The following is an 18,227-nucleotide window of genomic DNA, read 5'->3' as shown; positions in this document are numbered from 1 at the left end:
AAATTTACGTATATTTAGTTATGGCGAAGAAATTTATTCCTAGAGATGTTAGTTGGTTGAGCTTTAATGGAAGAGTGCTCCAAGAAGCTGCGGACGAGACGGTTCCTTTACCCTTAAGAATCAAATTTTTAGGTATTTTTTCAAATAACCTTGATGAATTTTTCCGTGTACGTGTCGCTGGACTAAAGCGAGCTATTGACCTGAAAGACAAAAGTGCCAACCAGTCATTTTATGAAGACCCACAGCTCATCCTCGAAGAACTCAATATCAGGGTAATCAAACAGCAAAAGAAATTTGACAGTACCTGGAATCGTATTCAAAAAGATATGGCCAAACAGCATGTCTATATTAAAACCAGCGAAGAACTGAATGTCGAACAGCAAAAATTTGTCAGTGACTATTACCAGGATGATGTCGAATCGAACGTTATCCCCTTAATATTAGATGACGTACGACCAATGCCCTATATTCGCGACAAGAGTCTTTATTTAGGTATTGCGATGGGCAAAAAGGAATGGCAATATGAAACGAAATTTGCCCTCATTGAGATTCCTACAAGTTCAAATGGGCGCTTCGTACAGTTACCGTCGCCAAAGGATGAAAAGCACATTATACTTTTGGAGGATGTGATCAAGTTTAATCTCCCATTAATATTTTCCTATTTTGGTTTCGATGTATTCCATGCTCATGTCTTTAAAGTGACGAAAGACGCCGAATTTGACATTGACAACGACATCAATACAAGCCTTGTTGAAAAAATTAGCAAAGGGGTAAAAAATAGGCGAAAAGGTAAACCCACACGCTTTATATTCGACCAGGAAATGAACACCAAGTTGGTGGAATTCTTGATCAAAAAACTTAACCTATCCAAAAAAGACAGCATCATTCCAGGGCAGAAAATACACAACTTTAAACACTTTATGGACTTTCCAAATGTATTTAAATCCTACAATCAACCACTGGAAAGAACGTCGTTTCCGCATCCTAATTTTCAAAATTACGAGCGGGTAACGGATACTGTATTAAAAAAGGATGTGCTTCTCTCCTTTCCATATCATGAGTTTAGACCGATTATTGACCTTCTTCGTGAGGCAGCAATGGATCCGGATGTGAAGACCATCCAGATTACAGCATACCGCTTAGCTTCAAATTCAAAAATTGCAAATGCCTTGATCAATGCCGCCCGCAATGGAAAAGAAGTCACCGTGATGCTCGAACTCCGTGCAAGATTTGATGAGGAAAATAACTTGGACTGGAAGGAAAAACTCGAATTGGAGGGCATTAAAGTATTGACTGGTATCCCAAATAAAAAAGTACATGCAAAACTATGTGTGATAAAAAAACGTGCTGGCATGAAAACCATCCAATATGGGTTTGTCAGTACAGGAAATATCAATGAAAAAACAGCAAAATTATATGGAGACTATTGCCTCTTAACAAGTAACAGAGATGTGATTGCCGATATCAATAAGATTTTCAATTACCTTCGACGTCCTAAATCAAACCCCGCTGAAATTATCAAAAATTGTAAAAGCCTTTTGGTATGCCCAACGGATATGCGCAAAGAGCTGCTCCATTACATCGACCAAGAAATTACAGAAGCCAAAGCAGGCCGAAAAGCATACCTCATTGTGAAGGTAAATTCATTGAGCGACAAGGAAATGATTAAAAAGCTCTACGATGCGGCAACGGCTGGTGTTAAAATAGACCTAATTATCAGGGGAATCTACTGCGCAACAAACCAGAAGAATTTTAAACTGCAGATGAATGCCATTTCAATAGTAGACGAATATCTAGAACATGCACGTGTGATGTATTTTTACAACGCTGGCCGGGAGCAGCTATTTATTTCGTCAGCAGACTGGATGACAAGAAACCTGGATCATCGTATTGAAGCAGCCGTAAAAATAACAAGCAAAAAAATAAAGGAGGATTTAAAAGAAATGCTTCAAATTCAGCTTAATGATAATGTCAAAGCACGGATACTAAACAATTCGCTGAGTAATCATTATGTCGAGAATAACAAGGCGCCATGCCGGTCACAAATTGAAATATACAATTACCTGAAAAAAAAATTAGCTGATCATTAAGCGGGCTTTCTATCTAACAGCAAACGGATCAATACACTGAAATTGGCGGATGCTTTCCATACGGACGAGAATCAATGTTTTATTATATTAATTCAGGCACAAGTTGTATCTTCATTCCATGAAAATCAACTTGTGTCTTGCCCTTGGTTTAAGCTTTTTCAGTTCATTCATCTGTGCACAGGAAAAAAGCATACCATTAGATTTTGTATACGTCAAGGACATTATTCCTAATGTTAGCTTGGAAATGCGTTATTTCGGCAGTCACAACTTTACAGGAAGACCAATACGGGGTTATGAGAAGCCTGTTGCGATTTTAACTAAGCGGGCAGCCTTCGCACTGCAGCAGGTCGAAAACCATTTAAATAAAAAAGGTTTGGGCTTGAAAATATTTGATGCCTACCGTCCACAGCGCGCTGTTGACAACTTCAAGTCATGGTCATTAAAAACTGACGACACCATTGCAAAAAGAGAGTTTTATCCACATCTTGATAAGAAGAATTTGTTTAAGCTCGGGTTTATTGCCTCCAAATCAGGCCATAGCCGTGGCAGTACAGTAGATCTTACGATCATTCGCCTGAAAGATAAAAAAGAGATTGATATGGGCGGGCCGTTCGATTTTTTCGGAGCCGTGTCACACCATCAATATGCAAATCTAACGGCACAACAGAAAAAAAATAGAAAAATTCTAAAAGAAGCTATGGCTAAATTTGGGTTTAAAGCTTACGATAAAGAATGGTGGCATTATACGTTGCAAAATGAACCTTATCGTAAAACTTATTTTGATTTTATCGTGAAGTAAACATGTCTGTGAAGGAAATACCATTCGAAAATAAGGGCTTTTATGTTTTTCATTTTAAAGGCAACAAATCAAAGCCTGTGTTCAGCTCTGAGCAGCAGCACATCCTAAAAAAGGGTGAACTCTATTCGCTCTGTTTAATAAAAAAGGGTGAAACTTCTTTTATCATTAATAATGAACGCATACAGGTGGCCCAAAATCACCTATTGTTAACCAGTCCATCATCGAGAGTCAATAGCTCTTCGGTCGCCAAATCTTGGGACTGTGAAGTGTATTTGCTTTTCTTTACATTGGATTTCAGCTTCAAATTGGACTTTCAGGAGGATTTTTTTGAGGTAACGAAAAAATCGCTGGCCATCAACGATAGTTATATCTGGTCGCTATCGAATCAAGATGCGATCAACCTGTCTAACTTATTCAAGCAGTTTATTCATTATGATCGGCAAGCATCTACCTACCTATTCAAAAATCAGATTGTAAAGTCTTTAACAGAAATACTATTTTGTGAAATCGCTCGATTAGGAAGCCAAAACCTTCGAAATACTCCTGCTATTCCTTCGCGGAAACGAGAAATACTGGCAAATTTTTACCTGCTGCTCAAAAAGTCATTTCACAAAGAACACATGGTTCAGTTTTATGCCGTGGAACTCGGTATCACGGCGAAGCATCTTTCGGTAATTACCAAGGAGCTTACTGGAAAATCAGCAATAGAACTTATTCAGAATGTCTTGGTGGAAGAAGCAAAGTCTTTACTTTGCCAAGGGCTTCCGATGCGCGAAATTGCAATGAAATTACACTTCTCGGATCAGTCTTTTTTCGGTAAATTCTTTAAGCGAAATGTTGGTATCTCGCCTAAAGAATTTCGTCAGAACCTCTATTTAAACAAAGTCGATTAAATCGAAGATACTTGTAAACTGCTGATCTGCAGCAGAAGTATCCTGCAGTTTATCTTCGCCCCAAGTCTGTCCTCTCAACCATAAGGTTTGACATCCAACGGCTTTAGCCGGAACCATATCTTTGCTATACGAATCACCTACGACAACAATTTCTTGGGCAGGAAGTCCTAATTTGTCGACACCTAATGCATAGATTGCAGGATCAGGTTTGCGTACACCGACAACGGCAGATTCCACAACGGACTGAAAATAAGGTAAGATACCAAAATCGGCGAGGACAGATTTCAGATTGCCATAAAAGTTGGAAACCATGACAATTGGATATTTTTCACGCAGTGAAATTAGAAGCGGCTTCACCTGATTAACTGTATTCTTCGCGAGGGAGTAGCCATCAAATGCAATTTTATCAGCTAATGTTTTATCCAGTTCGTATCCCGCAGCAATAAGGTATTCAAATTGTACATTAAGCTTTGCCTTCAGTACCGCTAAAAAATCAAAGTCCGGCTTAATAATCGGCTGTAAAGCCATTTGACGTTCTGCGTAACTATAGGCTTCCTGAAAAGCGTTCAAATTTACAGGAACCTCGTATTTCTCATAACCCGACCAGATAACGGCTCCCCAATGACCACCATTCGTATCCAAGGTTCCACCATAATCAAAAATAATTCCCTTAACGTTAAACTTATTCATTTTATTTCTTTTTTACTAAACTCATCCAACCCAAGCCGATCATAATCCATACAATTTCTCTAATTCGCGTGACAACGCCCATAAAAATACCGACTTTAGCGGGCAATCCTATACTCATCACAGCCATGGCTAATCCGCCCTCCCGAGTCCCCAATTGCATGGGGAAGAAAAACACCAGATTGGCAAATAATGAAGAACCTGAGCTAATGATCATGGCATCAACAAAATCAATATTGATATCTAGTGCTAAACCAATGAAATAAATCTCAAAACACCCCACTACCCGTGCTACAAACTCCCAGAAAAGAGCTTTGTAGAAACGGTCGCGGCGATTTTGAAAAAGGTTTTTCACCTGCTGATCCACATCATTTAAGGTTTCATACTTCGTTTCCAACAAATGATTGACTTTTTTACCGACCAAAGGTAATTTAGACAATGCTTTCAAAAGCGAAACTGTAATTCCCTTCTTATAAAATTTTGTAAATAGCCAAGTACAAATAATAGCCATTACAAAAATCGCAGCACAGGCCACATTCACCATCGTACTGGCCGGTACAAACCAAAGGATGAGGAAAACAGAAGCTACCCAAAATAAAATATGGGACAAGATGTGCATGACGCCATACAACAGTACCGAAGAACCAGCCTTCGAGCCTCCCACATATTTTTTGAGTTCAATAATACGATAGGGTTCTCCCCCTAAGGCGACAAATGGCGTGATATAATTGATTGCATAACCAGATATCGTCAGTTGTAACACCTTCCAAAAAGGCACGTCCGTCTGAGGTAATTCGGGCTCTTCAATAATTGCCTTAAATGCCATTGCATTCATCCAATAGAGTACCGCCCAACTGCCAAGTACAGGCAAAAACCACCATCCTATATTTTCGAGGTTGTTCCAAATCTCATCAATGCCCATTGCCTGAATCATATAGGCAAGTGTACCTATACCAATCAGCATAAAGAGTACTTTGTAGATCTTACTCCCCATAGGTTGGATCATTTGTTAATTTATCCACAAAATAACCACTTACTTTCTCCTGCCGGTTACACATATAGATTAATATTGGATTTAAGACAAACATATCAAAGAAAAAATAAATCCAAGGCTGACCGATAAACAACCAAACAAATAGGAAAATCACCCGGGTGTTGAACTGTACAATATTGGTATATTTCATCAATGGCTTGTTCCGCGCTCTAAAATCTACCATCAATTGTTGTGGCAGTTCATCTTTATAGCGACTCTTCACAATATGCAATAGTTTTTGCAATTTGGGAGAAAGCTTTTCTTGGTTTCGCGTATAGCCCACATAGCCATTCAGCACAAATTTGCTAAAGAAATTCTTACGCCAGGATAAGGCTTCATAGTCCGCTTTCAAATCACGGGTATTGTCCAGCTCACTTCCGGCTTTACCTTTTATAAAATACAGGTGAACATTGCGGTAATAATCGGCCATTGCTGACTGAATCATATGCGATACACCTGCAAGCACACAAAAGACCCATAACCATTGTGACCATCCCTCATTGATACTGCGTAAACAGATTGCTATATGAATCGAAGCAAACCAAAAATCACCGGCAAAACCATCCAAGATACGGCCAAAACGACTTTTGTTGTCTGTCATTCTTGCCAGCTGTCCATCGGCACTGTCTAAAGAATTGGCAAAAACCAGTAAAAGCATACCAATTACATTAATCCACAGCGCTGGGTAATAGAATAAAATACCCGCAGCAACACCAAAGAAGATACTAATAATCGTCACCGCATTAGGTGTAATGCCTATTTTAGCACATACTTTTGCGATACGATAACCAATAGGTCGATAAAACCAGATGTCAATTCGCTCTTCTGTATCATTAGATTTTAAAGATTGTTCGAATGCACTCAAATTTGCTTCTTCGGTTACATTAACTTGTTCTTTCTGCATTGTGGTTCTTTTCAGTAAATTTATGGTAAACCATTTGGGCAATAGCCTCTGCGGCCTCGGCCCGGCATGGCGCAAAACTTGGCCAGTCATTTAAATCTATAATATGGAAATCTCCATTGGCATCAATAATCACATCGCCGCCGTAGATATATACATCAAGGACTTCAGCCGCACGATTAGCGACTTCTTTTAAATTTGCTAGGTCAAAAGGAAAATGTACCACCTCATCATTAATTTGCTCGTACAAATCATATTTATGATGATTGTGTTCATAGGGGTAGAAATAATAAAAGAACGCTGTTCCGCGTACAGCATAAAACTTCAATAAGTCTCCGGCAAGATGTTCAGAAATTACAGCTTCTTTAATTCCACGGAGCGCATATTCATTCAAGATATGTTGAGCTTCTTTCAGGCTACTGGCAAACGTAACATCTTCTTTATGAATAGCATGAAAATCGCCACGCTTAATCCACACCCCCTTCCCTTTCAATTTCTCAAAAATAGATTGAATGTCTGCTACAGTAGATATCACAATGCTTTTGGGATAAGGAACTCCGCCTTCCAAAAGTTTAAGTGTCATATTCTTACGATAGCAATTTTCAATTCCAAAACCCGAATTCAAAACATAGGTACCTTTGCTTTGAAGCGATTGCAACTTTTTGACTAAAGTCTTTGTTCTCCCCATCGTTAAGATATTATCTTGCTTTATGGTTGCCAAAGACAAAAATTCATCTTCATTACAAATTTCGACTGAAGCACCTTTTTCGTTCAGTTTTAAAATTACTTCATTGAATATAGCGGCGTCATTCCCCACATGATTGGGTGAAAAGCGATTTTTTCGAGTTACGCCTAAAATAGAAATCATCTCGCTCATTTTTCTAACTAACTTCCTCACTCAAAAATTGTTCTGCGACTTCTCGATCTTTTAGATGATCAATGTCGACGACTTTTTCAAACACAAATGCTTCAACTTTCAAACTATTTTCCAGTAACGCACGCTGAAAATTACGCATTCTCGAATTTCCAGCAGCAACGGAACTTAATGCACAATCCATGGCGGCTTTACGAAAACAATAAATTCCGCCAGAAACATATCTCGTTTCTGGTGTCGCTCTATCTAAGAAAGCTTCCACCTCAAGTTGTTGGTTGGTATTGACATACAAAGGGCTCTCGTCATCAATAAAAGGGGTAACAGCCATAAAAGCATCTGCATTTTTATGGTGATGAAAATCATCTAAATAGGCATGAAATTCATGTGGCTTAAAGACCGTATCGGTTGTCGTAAGACAACAGGAAGACCAATCAGGATTGTTTTTAACAAGCAAAGCAAAACTGTGCAAGGAACTTTCAGTATCTTCCTCTAGCAGCACAATAGGTAACTCAAAAGTCGTTTTTTCCAAAAACAATTTCAATTCCGGAGATTGTTTATTGATGATGACATGAACCTTTTGTGCTCCTTCTTTGGCAAATATGCGAATCAATCGTTCAATTAATGGAACTCCATGTAATGGTAGCAAGGGTTTCGGTAAATTGAATCCCTCCTTTCGCAATCGAGAACCTTCTCCCGCTGCTATGATAGCAAATTCCATCTCTTCTAATTGCAAAATAAAATCATTTATTAAAAAAAGCAAAACCCCCGTCACTCGCTCAGCGTTGATAAACACAAAAGCCTACAGAGGGTTATATCAAGTCTTCAACCGCATCAATGGTGTTGAAGAAAAAGGGGAAAAACTGTCTTTAACAATTGTTTCCCCCATCTTATTAAGGTCGCTTATTGAATGCTATCTACGAGCTCTTGGTAATAATCCAATCCCAAGTGCGTGATTAAATCTTCACCCATAATGTGACGCAAGGTATTTTGCAATTTCATCAATTGTTTGAAGATATCATGTTCTGGAGGTAAACCTGGAGCCGTTTGAGGCGATTTCAAGTAAAATGACAACCACTCTTGAATACCTGACATACCTGCACGTTGAGCCAAATCGATAAAAAGTGCTAAATCCAACGCAACTGGAGCTGCTAAAATTGAATCACGGCACAAGAAATTGATCTTAATCTGCATCTTGTAGCCCAACCAACCGAAGATATCAATGTTGTCCCAAGACTCTTTATTATCACCATGAGGAGGATAATAATTGATGCGCACTTTGTGATAAAGGTCACCGTACAACTCCGGATTCTTTTTCGCATCTAAAATTTCTTCCAATACCGATAATTTAGAGACTTCTTTTGTTTTGAAATTTTCAGGGTCATCTAATACCAATCCATCGCGGTTGCCCAAGATGTTGGTCGAGAACCAACCTTCAACACCTAAAGCTCTTGCCTGAAGACCTGGTGCTACGATTGTTTTCATTAATGTTTGACCTGTTTTAAAGTCTTTACCTGCAATAGCTACCCCGTTTTCGTGAGCTAGCTCAACGATTGCCGGAACATCACACGTTAAATTTGGTGCACCATTGACATAAGGAGCACCTTCTTTTAAAGCCGCATAACAATAAATCATGCTTGGCGGAATGCGCTGATCGTCATTATCCAAAGCCTCTTCCAATTTAGCTAATGTTGAAAAAGCTTCGTTCGTTTCAATATAACGTTCTGTAGAGCCACACCATACCAATACGACGCGGTCTAATCCATTTTTCTCTTTAAATTCACGAATATCTCGTTGTACGGCATCTGCCAATTCACGACGAGTTTTTTCAGATTTGATGTGTGTTCCATCTAAATTTTTAACAAAATTACGATCAAACACAGCCTTCATTGGTTGGATAGCCTCCAATTCAGCTTTAACAGCATCCAATTGACCTTGCTCCAATACCTGTGCTTTTGACGCAGCCTCGTATACGTTATCTTCATATACGTCCCATCCGCCAAAAACTACATCTTCCAATTTTGCTAAAGGGACGAAATCTTTAATTAATGGATTTCTGTTCTCAGTGCGTTTACCCAGACGAATTCTGCTCAATTGAGAAACAGATCCGATTGGTTTTGAAAAACCTTTGTTTATAGATGCCACACCAGCGATCAATGTTGTAGCCACAGCACCTAATCCCGGAATAAGAATACCCAATTTCCCATTGGCATCTTTCACTTGTTGTCCCATATTAATTCTATATACTTAAATTGTTATTTAATTGATGTATTATGATAAAATAATTCTTAAAATTAGCTTAAAAAAACATAATTCATACCACTTGGCATTATATTTATAAAAATCGTGAAAAGTATCGATAATAATGCGATTTGAAACCGAAATAAATAACCTGAAAAACAATTATTATTCGTATTAAATCACACCATCTCGCTGAGATTTAATGATTTTAGCTATACATGTCAATCGAAAAATAACCTCCTACTAATCCTACTCAATATATCAACATTCGAAATCTAATCCAAATTCAAAACAAAAAAAGTTTTTATTTCTAAAAAACTGGTCAATTTTTCCTTTTCTATTTCTCACAAATATGACAATAAAATTGGAAAATGGCGTTACTAGCACTACCTTTAGGTTTAAAATCTAATACCCGCAATAATTCCACAACATTATTAGTAACAAATGGAGTGTGAAATACGGTTACACCGAGTAAGCACCGAACAAATAATTATCTGAATGAAAAATACGATTTCGTACCTCACCTTAACGTTTTTATGTGCCAGCCATTTACATGCTCAAACAGCTGCCGACTCTGCTTATGTTAGAGATTTTTATGAAAAAACTGAAGTAACAATACCAATGAGAGATGGAAAAAAATTGTTTACTGCGATCTATAGTCCAAAAGATAAATCCAAGAAGTATCCAGTTTTGCTCAACAGAACGCCTTATACTGTTTCTCCCTATGGGCAAAATGAATATAAGAAAAGTCTAGGAAACTTTCCGGCAATGATGCGTGACGGTTATATTTTCGTCTATCAGGATGTGCGCGGTAAGTGGATGAGTGAAGGCGATTTTGAGGATATACGTCCAACTACATACAGCAAAGATAAAAAAGCAATTGATGAAAGTACAGACACCTACGATGCACTGGAATGGTTGCGGAAGAATCTTAAAAACTACAATGGTAACGCCGGGCTTTACGGAATCTCCTACCCGGGCTTCTATTCTACTGTAGGGCTTGTCAAAACACATCCAAGCTTAAAAGCAGTCTCGCCCCAGGCTCCGGTAACAGATTGGTACATCGGCGATGACTTCCATCATAACGGCGTACTGTTTTTGCAGGATGCGTTTACCTTTATGTCAACCTTTGGCGTCCCGCGGCCCAAGCCCATTACCCCAGATCAGTTTAAAAGCAAAATTCAGATCAAAGAAGCTGATAAATACAACTTCTTTTTAGAAGCTGGAACAGCGCGAGAACTCAAAGAAAAATATTTTGGCGATTCTGTTCAATTCTGGAATGACCTGTTTAAACATCCCGATTACGACGATTTTTGGAAATCTCGTGTAATTACCAACGCTTTACAGGAGGTGAAACCAGCAGTGATGGTCGTCGGGGGCTTCTTCGATGCTGAAGATGCCTATGGAACATTTAAGACCTATCAATCGATTGAAGATAAAAGTAATAAAAACAATTCGATTTTGGTGGCTGGCCCTTGGTATCATGGCGGCTGGGTACGATCAGACGGCAGCTTTCTGGGCGATATTCAATTTGATAAAAAAACCAGCATTACGTATCAGGAACAATTTGAGCAACCATTTTTCAAATATTACCTGAAAGATGAAGGGAGTTTCACTCCTTCCGAAGCTACTATTTTTGTATCGGGCACCAACGAATGGAAACATTTTGAACAATGGCCTCCGAAAAATGTAGAGACAAAAAAACTCTACTTCCACCCTCAGGGAAAACTTGCATTTGACAAAGTGCAACGTACAGATTCGTGGGATGAATATGTAACTGACCCCAATAAACCCGTTCCACATCAAGGTGGCTTAATTCAAAACCGAACACGGGAATATATGGTTGACGACCAACGTTTTGCAGCCAGCCGTCCGGACGTAATGGTGTATCAAACAGATCCATTGACTGAGGATATTACAATTGTGGGTCCCATCAAAAACCATCTTAAAGTGTCCTCAACGAGTACAGATGCAGACTATGTCGTTAAACTGATTGATGTTTATCCGAATGATGCACCGAGCTATCAAGGAAAAACAATGGCCGGATACCAAATGATGGTTCGCGGAGAAATTATGGCGGGAAAATATCGCAACGGTTTTGAAAAAGCAGAGGCACTAACGCCAGGAATGGTCGAAAAGGTCAATTTTGAAATGCCAGATGTGGCCCATACCTTCAAAAAAGGGCATCGGATAATGGTTCAGGTACAAAATTCCTGGTTTCCCCTAGCAGAACGAAATCCACAGGTATTCTTACCACCATATACCGCTACCAAAGCTGATTTTCAGAAAGCTACCCAACGGATCTTTCATGATGTGAATAATGCAACATACATTGAATTTGATAGGCTGAAGGATTAATGACTCAGAATAACACTGCTTATCCATAGCTCTTTAGCTACAAGTATCAAGGGTAATTAAAAAAAAATGAAATAAGATTTGCAGAGGTGTAACATTTACACTATCTTTGTATCATCATAATTTAGGTTTATAATTGGTTATTTAAGGTTTTCATTCTCCCCGTTTGAAAACCTTTTTTTATTACTCTAATGTTCTATCAACCCTTTTTCAACAACGCTTATTACAAAACAAAATTTGCTGATCGCCTGTTCTAAAAGAATAGTGCTTAAATTAATTCTCAAAAAATTAGAGAAGTTGTTTAACAATACTGTATTTTTAACGGATATATTGGGATGAAAGCCCTCAGATGTATAAATAAGAAATTTTAATAGTGAAAATATAATCGAAATATATGGCAGAACATGGGGATTTGCAAATCGCAATACTAATCGATGCGGATAATGTATCTTATCGAAAGATCGAAGAGATTTTGAATGAAGTTAAAAGGTATGGAATTCCAACCATCAAGCGCATCTACGGAGACTGGACCAATCCTTACGTTGAAAAATGGAAGGACAAACTTCTTACCCATGCTATTACTCCAATCCAACAATACAGTTATACACAAGGCAAAAATTCGACCGATTCGGCTTTAATTATTGACGCCATGGATATTCTGCACTCGGACAGAGTGGACGGATTTTGTATCGTTTCAAGCGATAGTGACTTCACCCGTTTAGCCACACGTTTACGGGAGTCGGGTAAACTTGTTATCGGTATTGGTGAAAAAAAGACTCCTAAGCCTTTCATCGCCTCCTGTGACAAATTCATCTACGTCGAAATATTTGAAAAAAATCAAAAGAAAGAAACGGTAGCGAAGAAAAAGCAGCAAAATCAGCCTAAACCAAATCCTGTTGAAAATGTAACAAGCATAGCAGTACTGGATGAGGAAACCCTAGAACTTTTGAAAGACACTGTGGATGATACAGCGGATGAAAATGGCTGGGCATTCTTGGGAGAGATTGGAAGTCTTTTTAATAAAAGAAAGCCTGACTTTGATGCGCGCAATTACGGTTACGACAAGATGTCCCACCTTTTCAAAGCGTATAAGGAAGATTTTGAAATTGAGGAAAGGAACACGGACAAATCGCGTATAAAACACTATTATATCCGTAACATCATTAAGCGTCCTTTGTCCGCTGTGACGCCTACACCGCCGCTGGATAGTGAACCTAAAATAGTTTCGAACAGTACGACTACAACGGAACATACAGACAAACCAGCGAATCAAAACGGTAGAAAAAAAGGAAGGCCTGGGAAACGGCAGGATAAAATACCTGCTGAAATAACGCCAAAAGAGACTGTGCAAAGTCCTGCGGCGCCGGAACAGAAAAAAGAAGTCACTGCTCCAACATCGGGCGATTTGTCCAGCAGTATGCTATTCCCCTCGGAAGGCAATAAGATCACGGCGGATGATGTTAAAAAGACACAGATCCGGATCACAAAGGAATTTAAACCTTTGTTTCCAACCAAATCCCAAAAATTAAGGATTATGATCAACGCTGGTGAATATGAATGTAATTTCACCTATCGGGGCAGAGGCTTTCACGTCCTTAAATTAGGAAAGGAAGCTGCAACCCAACTTGCTCTCGCTGAGGGGATCCAAATACAAATTGTTAGGCTGAACGAAGTAAGCTTTAGCCTTCAAAACAAATCTATATAGATTGGTGTTACTCAAGCAGATTTTTTAGTCGATAAGACAATACGGTTTGTTTTATCGACTAATTAAATTGTAGTGGGCCCCAACAAATGGAATACGATCTTCTGGAATACGATCTTCGACTGCTTTCGAATTGATAGCGCAATGGCATTAAACGGCTTAATCCCTGCTATTCACAACGTAACGGATTAACGTCCGCCCGCAAATTCCATGGTAAAGTGGTAGTTCTCGTCAATAGCCACAGGCTTACGGTCCACTTTTCGAAAGTCCCGCGCTTCATCCGTCCATAAAAACGGGTAAAACAAAAATACCTGATTACCATTGAGGGATTTCACATCGTCGTTCCAGTCTTTCCATTTGAACGTTTCATAGAACTGTGCGACATCCCCTTTTAATGCCCAAAAGATAAAGTCCGAATAGCCACACTCCAAGCTTTCCCATTGTAAAGTATCTTGCGCAAAATAGTAAACCTGTCCAATACTATCGCCTAGAGCCCCTGCGTTGATCGCAAAGTAACCACCCAAAACGTCGTCAGCTATGAGTAAAAAGCCACCTTTTTCACCTTCCTTAACAAAGCTCTTCCCTTTATTCCATTCCATTATTCCGCGGTTCAGTTTTGGCGAACCTGAACCTAAAATTCGTAGCCAGCCTCCATCGATTAAAATGCCACCAGTCTGGTGGATAATGGCTCCCATGGGAGATTTCGTGGTGATCTGCGCCCGCAGAAGTTCTTCATCAGCTCTCTTTGGATCGCGGGTAAGCACTTCATATGAATTTGTCGCTTCGTTCATCCAACTCTGCACGAGCTTCCATCCAGAATTACCTGTATCTATCAATTCTTTTAGACTTTTCATTTTTTGCTTTTTATTGCATGGTCAATCGCCCACCACCCGAATGGAACTTCCATGTCCTAATCAATTTTGCCGAAATTACCACAATTCTTTATCGCATCCAAATTACACGAGCATAAGTGCAAATACCAGAAAATATTTACTAAGCCATAGCTATAAATATTAGGAATCTAGCGTTTATTTTAATTAATTTTAGGCTATGCAACATGAATTAGAAAAACTCAGATACCCTATCGGTCGCTTCGCCATATCAGATGTTATCGACCATACGCTATTGAATGACTGGATTAAAACAATTACAGATTTTCCGGCTAGATTAAAGTCCGAAGTCGGGGACCTAACGGACGATATGCTGGAGAAACGCTACCGGCCCGAAGGGTGGACCATTCGTCAGGTTGTTCATCACTGTGCTGACAGCCATATGAACAGCTTTATTCGATTCAAATTGGCCTTGACAGAAGAAGATCCCACCATCAAATTATATGAAGAAAAATTGTGGGCCGAACTTCCAGACGCTAAGAATATTCCCATAGAAAGTTCGGTAAAATTACTTGAAGGCCTACATGAACGTTGGGGGATTCTGCTCAAAAGTCTAACCGATGAACAGCTAGAAAGAGGATTTATTCATCCGGCTACCAAAAGGTTGATCTCTTTAAAGGTAAACATTGGCTTATATGCCTGGCATTGTAACCATCACCTTATGCACATTGCCAATGCCAAAAACTATTAATAGCGTTGGCTTTATCGCAATGATCATTTCATCGATAAAAGATCATGGCAATAAAGCCAACGACGCCATCACGCTTTATTGAAGTGACAATACCCACAGAAAGGCCATCAATCCTGCAATAGCCAGCCCAATAAGGCCCGACAGCAGAAACGACAGCAAATAATAACCTACAGTTCGCGTCTTTTTCCTTACAATGTGAATAATCCCCAGCGCGAGCGTGTAAACTGTTCCAAATCCAAAAAAAACAATCGTGATCAAATCGATTAGAATGCCGCTGAAATCTATATTTGCTGATGACAACATGATTTACTAATTATGTTTAACTAATTTATTAAAGACACTTCTCTTATCCGTGCGATAGCGGTATTTGTAATGAGTCGTTTTCCATGCGATCATAATGCTCGTGCTATTATTCAATTTCCACAGCATTTTCTTTAGCAAAATGTAACCAAAACTCATATTTTTCAGCATTTGCTGCAACTCCATGCGCAGCATACAGCTGCAGCAAACGATTGACAGCATAGACATACACGCTCCCTTGATTGGCCTGCTCATAGTAACGGATGGCTTTGGGTAAGCTTTGTTTAACGCCCAGTCCTTCCTCATACAAAATTCCATAATAAATAGCCGCAAACTGATTTGCCTTATCTCTCTTCAAATAACGCAATAAGTTCGTGTAATCGTGTCTTTGATAATAGATTTCTGCCATTTGCGCATCATTGAAAATACCCGCCTTTTCCGCTTGCTTAAAGTAATCCAAGGCTACGCTATGGTCTTGCTCCACGTAGACACCCTCGTAATACCAATTCCCTAAGTTGCTCATAGCTTGAGCTTCTCCAAGTGCAACAGCTTGCCTATATCCTTTTAAAGCTTTCGAAATATCGAGTTCAACCCCATGTGCTGTCGCATAAAGAAACGCCCAGTTATTCCATGCTTGAGCATGATCCTGCGCCATTGCCTGTTCATAGAAGGACTTTCCCTTTTCGATATCCATCCCCTCGTAGTCTGCATCTGTATATATATTTCCAAGTAAATACTGACAGTCTGCACTACCGCGACCGGCTCCGATTGTGAGCAAGCGAATAGCTTCGGAGAATTTTCCTTCAGCATCAAGCCTCTTCCCCTTTTCCATTAATGTGTCATTATCGAAATACTGTTCATACCCATCCCCCTTGCGTTTCGTCCAGGCTTGATAAAACTGTACAAAATAGTTTTGATCGCGTCCCTGTAGATGATAGCGCTCTGTATATAAATATCCGAATGCTGTCTCCGGTATTTCTATCACATTTCGGTTTAGGTCGAGATAAAACATCCGCTCACCCTTAAAAAGCAATAAAAGTTCGCCTGAGACTGCATCGGGCGCTGGATAGTGAAAAGGCGAACAGATATAATCATAAGGCTCACTACAAAATTTAAGCTTCGTATCGAAATAGCGCATTCCCTGTGGGCAGTGTATGCGCATAAAATCCAAAAAGCAATGTTCGATTTTCTGATAGACATCAGCAGGTTCAAGTAACCATTTTCCGCGATGCGCATCATAAATCCCCTGTGTCTTGGAGCAGCTTAAGACAAAAATATCTTTACGGTACTGCTGTATACTATCTACTGCGACGTTTTCTATCAGATTATCCATCAATCGGAATATCCCATGTTCAAGCGAATAAAGCTGCCATTTCTTATTTTTGAGATACGCGATACTTCGGTAGCCTTCTAACACAATAATCCGGTCAATTCCCTCATCCAACATATTACCATTGGGTTGAATGACAGAAATTTTTGGCTGTAGCTTATTGGGTTTAATCCAAAAATACCGATTGGCCAATGGCTCCAGGCTACCTTCCAAAAAAGTCCCCAAATACTGACCGTCCATAAGATAATACTTCTTTTTTATCGTTCCTTTTTGTCGGCTATAGAACAGCTTGTTATAGTCATACATAAACGACTCGGGCACAGGATCTGAAATAATCAATCGTCCTTCAACTGAAAGGAGAATGTTGCTCTCCCCTTGTCTCGCATTTAAAAAACCGTAGGCGATCCAGTCGAGCTCATCGTATAAGGCAGGTATGCTCAGCTGTTTGCTATCAATATGTAGTACGCCACGTTTTCCTGCCACTTCCACTTCTGCATAGTTGTTTCCATGGATAGACCGGGCGTCAAAAGCATCACTATATTGACAGGATACCAGTTCAGCGCCGCTCGCATGGATGTAGCCAAATCGTCCATTTGCTTCAACTACAGCGATCCCCTGTTCATTAAATTCGAATATTTCATCATATATTGCCGGAATCAGGAGATCACCTTTCGCATTTCTTAATCCTTGCTTTCCCTCTGCTTCAAAAACCTCAGCTCCTTTGTCCCGCAAAAGCTCTTCCGACCATAATCCCAATCCGTAATCAATCCAATCGGTTTGAAGAGCATCCAAAAAAGAAGCATAGCCAGAAGTTTCCAACAGCGAGCCCAGCGGATCTAAGGATTGTTCATCGACAGCTTGTTCATACAATAAGGCTTGCATGCTGATTTCTTCGGCCCATGCTTTAGCCTGCAGGGTATCTTTCTCCGCGTTCATGCTAAACACATCCCGCCCATCGATCTGAAATGTATCGAAAGGTAAGCCTCCCAAAAATTCAAACATTCGGTTCACAGGCTCATAATATTTTTTTTTATAATGCAGTTGATACCTATCGGCCAACAACGCATAAAAATAGCGAAGCCTAGCGATTCCATCTTCCTTATTTGCAAAAAGCTGGCTACCTTTAGACCGAATATTGGCGGAAAATAACGGCCGCATGAGGATAGGAATTTCGTAATTCCATTCGGCCAGATAAAAAGGATATGTTTCTTTGGTCTTGAGATTTACATTATAAATATAAATGCGATGTGCCATGCGTTAATTTTTCTATTTTTCGTCTTTGTCGCATTGATTTAAATCATCCTATGACTCGTGCGAATGTGATAAAAATACCGCATTTATCAGTTTTTTCGAATAGCGGAAAATAGGGATTTTTTTCGGTCTCTATTTAAAAAAAATGTATCGAGATTGAACAATGAAAACTACATGTCAATCCATATGTTTA

At 39.4% G+C, this 18,227-nt stretch carries 15 protein-coding genes; 6 read left to right on the top strand and 9 right to left on the bottom strand.

Annotated elements, in window-relative coordinates; translation table 11 throughout:
• The first annotated feature begins 20 nt into the window (after nt 1-20).
• The 3 genes from ppk1 to B2W36_RS14070 all read left to right on the top strand — a co-directional run bounded on the left by ppk1 (nt 21) and on the right by B2W36_RS14070 (nt 3,782).
• Nucleotides 21-2,090, top strand: a complete 2,070-nt coding sequence (ppk1, locus tag B2W36_RS14080) for a polyphosphate kinase 1 (protein WP_209575721.1) — start codon at nt 21-23, stop codon at nt 2,088-2,090.
• Nucleotides 2,091-2,208: 118 nt separating this feature from the next.
• Nucleotides 2,209-2,889, top strand: coding sequence for a M15 family metallopeptidase (locus tag B2W36_RS14075; RefSeq protein WP_293881008.1), 681 nt, complete (start codon nt 2,209-2,211; stop codon nt 2,887-2,889).
• 2 nt (nt 2,890-2,891) lie between these two features.
• Entirely contained in the window at nt 2,892-3,782 is an 891-nt protein-coding gene (locus tag B2W36_RS14070; protein WP_293881010.1) for a helix-turn-helix domain-containing protein, read from the top strand.
• Here B2W36_RS14070 and B2W36_RS14065 read toward each other — a convergent pair.
• The 6 genes from B2W36_RS14065 to B2W36_RS14040 all read right to left on the bottom strand — a co-directional run bounded on the left by B2W36_RS14065 (nt 3,765) and on the right by B2W36_RS14040 (nt 9,506).
• The gene (locus B2W36_RS14065; RefSeq protein WP_293881012.1) at nt 3,765-4,472 is read right to left on the bottom strand and encodes an HAD family hydrolase; all 708 of its coding nucleotides are present in this window, start codon (nt 4,470-4,472) and stop codon (nt 3,765-3,767) included. The genes B2W36_RS14070 and B2W36_RS14065 overlap by 18 nt on opposite strands.
• A 1-nt stretch (nt 4,473) precedes the next feature.
• A complete protein-coding gene (locus B2W36_RS14060) occupies nt 4,474-5,463 on the bottom strand; it encodes a lysylphosphatidylglycerol synthase transmembrane domain-containing protein (protein WP_209575729.1) in 990 nt (329 codons plus the stop codon).
• The gene (locus B2W36_RS14055) at nt 5,453-6,406 is read right to left on the bottom strand and encodes a CDP-alcohol phosphatidyltransferase family protein (RefSeq protein WP_293888256.1); all 954 of its coding nucleotides are present in this window, start codon (nt 6,404-6,406) and stop codon (nt 5,453-5,455) included. The genes B2W36_RS14060 and B2W36_RS14055 overlap by 11 nt, the downstream gene beginning before the upstream one ends.
• Nucleotides 6,387-7,280 carry a hypothetical protein gene (locus B2W36_RS14050; RefSeq protein ID WP_293881018.1) on the bottom strand — a complete coding sequence of 298 codons (894 nt, stop codon included), beginning with the start codon at nt 7,278-7,280 and terminating at the stop codon, nt 6,387-6,389. The genes B2W36_RS14055 and B2W36_RS14050 overlap by 20 nt, the downstream gene beginning before the upstream one ends.
• 4 nt (nt 7,281-7,284) lie before the next feature.
• Nucleotides 7,285-7,995, bottom strand: a complete 711-nt coding sequence (locus tag B2W36_RS14045; RefSeq protein WP_293888254.1) for a nucleotidyltransferase family protein — start codon at nt 7,993-7,995, stop codon at nt 7,285-7,287.
• Between the two features lie 182 nt (nt 7,996-8,177).
• Nucleotides 8,178-9,506, bottom strand: a complete 1,329-nt coding sequence (locus B2W36_RS14040) for an inositol-3-phosphate synthase (protein WP_046675789.1) — start codon at nt 9,504-9,506, stop codon at nt 8,178-8,180.
• Nucleotides 9,507-10,013: 507 nt separating this feature from the next.
• Here B2W36_RS14040 and B2W36_RS14035 point away from each other — a divergent pair.
• Complete coding sequence (locus B2W36_RS14035) at nt 10,014-11,873, top strand: CocE/NonD family hydrolase (protein WP_293888252.1); 1,860 nt, start codon at nt 10,014-10,016, stop codon at nt 11,871-11,873.
• Nucleotides 11,874-12,264: 391 nt separating this feature from the next.
• Nucleotides 12,265-13,575 carry an NYN domain-containing protein gene (locus tag B2W36_RS14030; protein WP_293888250.1) on the top strand — a complete coding sequence of 437 codons (1,311 nt, stop codon included), beginning with the start codon at nt 12,265-12,267 and terminating at the stop codon, nt 13,573-13,575.
• A gap of 185 nt (nt 13,576-13,760) precedes the next feature.
• Here B2W36_RS14030 and B2W36_RS14025 read toward each other — a convergent pair whose 3' ends face one another.
• Nucleotides 13,761-14,426, bottom strand: a complete 666-nt coding sequence (locus B2W36_RS14025) for a DUF2625 domain-containing protein (protein ID WP_293888249.1) — start codon at nt 14,424-14,426, stop codon at nt 13,761-13,763.
• 196 nt (nt 14,427-14,622) lie between these two features.
• Between B2W36_RS14025 and B2W36_RS14020 the strand changes: the two genes are divergently transcribed.
• The gene (locus B2W36_RS14020) at nt 14,623-15,153 is read left to right on the top strand and encodes a YfiT family bacillithiol transferase (protein WP_293881030.1); all 531 of its coding nucleotides are present in this window, start codon (nt 14,623-14,625) and stop codon (nt 15,151-15,153) included.
• 75 nt (nt 15,154-15,228) lie between these two features.
• On the opposite strand, the gene B2W36_RS14015 is transcribed toward B2W36_RS14020, so the two are convergent.
• On the bottom strand, nt 15,229-15,456 hold the full coding sequence (locus tag B2W36_RS14015) for a hypothetical protein (protein WP_209575743.1): 228 nt from the start codon (nt 15,454-15,456) through the stop codon (nt 15,229-15,231).
• A gap of 106 nt (nt 15,457-15,562) precedes the next feature.
• Nucleotides 15,563-18,037, bottom strand: coding sequence for an SEL1-like repeat protein (locus tag B2W36_RS14010; RefSeq protein ID WP_293881034.1), 2,475 nt, complete (start codon nt 18,035-18,037; stop codon nt 15,563-15,565).
• Nucleotides 18,038-18,227: the final 190 nt, after the last annotated feature.

Source organism: Sphingobacterium sp. UBA3549 (genome assembly GCF_002376635.1).
Taxonomy (GTDB): domain Bacteria; phylum Bacteroidota; class Bacteroidia; order Sphingobacteriales; family Sphingobacteriaceae; genus Sphingobacterium.
Note: the sequence above shows the minus strand (reverse complement) of the source record. Positions and strands in the feature narration are given on the sequence as shown.

What these genes read in the sequence shown, in the direction of transcription:
- B2W36_RS14020 (WP_293881030.1), top strand. Translation starts at nt 14,623, where the DNA reads ATGCAACATGAATTAGAAAAACTCAGATACCCTATCGGTCGCTTCGCC.
- B2W36_RS14010 (WP_293881034.1), bottom strand. Translation starts at nt 18,037, where the DNA reads ATGGCACATCGCATTTATATTTATAATGTAAATCTCAAGACCAAAGAA.
- B2W36_RS14030 (WP_293888250.1), top strand. Translation starts at nt 12,265, where the DNA reads ATGGCAGAACATGGGGATTTGCAAATCGCAATACTAATCGATGCGGAT.
- B2W36_RS14075 (WP_293881008.1), top strand. Translation starts at nt 2,209, where the DNA reads ATGAAAATCAACTTGTGTCTTGCCCTTGGTTTAAGCTTTTTCAGTTCA.
- B2W36_RS14040 (WP_046675789.1), bottom strand. Translation starts at nt 9,506, where the DNA reads ATGGGACAACAAGTGAAAGATGCCAATGGGAAATTGGGTATTCTTATT.
- B2W36_RS14035 (WP_293888252.1), top strand. Translation starts at nt 10,014, where the DNA reads ATGAAAAATACGATTTCGTACCTCACCTTAACGTTTTTATGTGCCAGC.
- B2W36_RS14050 (WP_293881018.1), bottom strand. Translation starts at nt 7,280, where the DNA reads ATGAGCGAGATGATTTCTATTTTAGGCGTAACTCGAAAAAATCGCTTT.
- B2W36_RS14015 (WP_209575743.1), bottom strand. Translation starts at nt 15,456, where the DNA reads ATGTTGTCATCAGCAAATATAGATTTCAGCGGCATTCTAATCGATTTG.
- B2W36_RS14070 (WP_293881010.1), top strand. Translation starts at nt 2,892, where the DNA reads ATGTCTGTGAAGGAAATACCATTCGAAAATAAGGGCTTTTATGTTTTT.
- B2W36_RS14060 (WP_209575729.1), bottom strand. Translation starts at nt 5,463, where the DNA reads ATGGGGAGTAAGATCTACAAAGTACTCTTTATGCTGATTGGTATAGGT.
- B2W36_RS14025 (WP_293888249.1), bottom strand. Translation starts at nt 14,426, where the DNA reads ATGAAAAGTCTAAAAGAATTGATAGATACAGGTAATTCTGGATGGAAG.
- B2W36_RS14055 (WP_293888256.1), bottom strand. Translation starts at nt 6,406, where the DNA reads ATGCAGAAAGAACAAGTTAATGTAACCGAAGAAGCAAATTTGAGTGCA.
- ppk1 (WP_209575721.1), top strand. Translation starts at nt 21, where the DNA reads ATGGCGAAGAAATTTATTCCTAGAGATGTTAGTTGGTTGAGCTTTAAT.
- B2W36_RS14065 (WP_293881012.1), bottom strand. Translation starts at nt 4,472, where the DNA reads ATGAATAAGTTTAACGTTAAGGGAATTATTTTTGATTATGGTGGAACC.
- B2W36_RS14045 (WP_293888254.1), bottom strand. Translation starts at nt 7,995, where the DNA reads ATGGAATTTGCTATCATAGCAGCGGGAGAAGGTTCTCGATTGCGAAAG.